Genomic DNA, 376 nt, shown 5'->3' with positions numbered 1-376 from the left:
TTATGACTTCCCAGGTGATGACACTCCAGTTATCCGTGGTTCAGCTCTTCTTGCACTTAACGGTGACGCTGGTCAGTATGGCGAAGAAGCAGTTGTTGCGCTTGTTGACGCGCTTGACACTTACATTCCAGAGCCAGTACGTGCAATCGACCAAGCATTCTTAATGCCAATCGAAGACGTATTCTCAATTTCTGGTCGTGGTACAGTAGTAACTGGCCGTGTAGAAACTGGTATTGTGAAAGTAGGCGAATCAGTTGAAATCGTTGGTATCCGTGATACACAAGTAACAACAGTTACTGGCGTAGAAATGTTCCGTAAACTTCTAGACGAAGGCCGTGCGGGCGAGAACTGTGGTGTTCTTCTACGTGGTACTAAG

At 46.8% G+C, this 376-nt stretch carries 1 protein-coding gene; it reads left to right on the top strand.

Annotated features, from left to right (window positions below):
* A partial coding sequence (locus tag DPG01_RS18625; RefSeq protein ID WP_265735894.1) for an EF-Tu/IF-2/RF-3 family GTPase occupies positions 1-376 on the top strand: 376 nt, incomplete at both ends.

The organism is Acinetobacter sp. WCHAc060042, from assembly GCF_003231195.1.
Lineage (GTDB): Bacteria > Pseudomonadota > Gammaproteobacteria > Pseudomonadales > Moraxellaceae > Acinetobacter.
The sequence above is the reverse complement of the archived record's forward strand: the minus strand, read 5'-3'. Positions and strand labels throughout refer to the sequence as shown.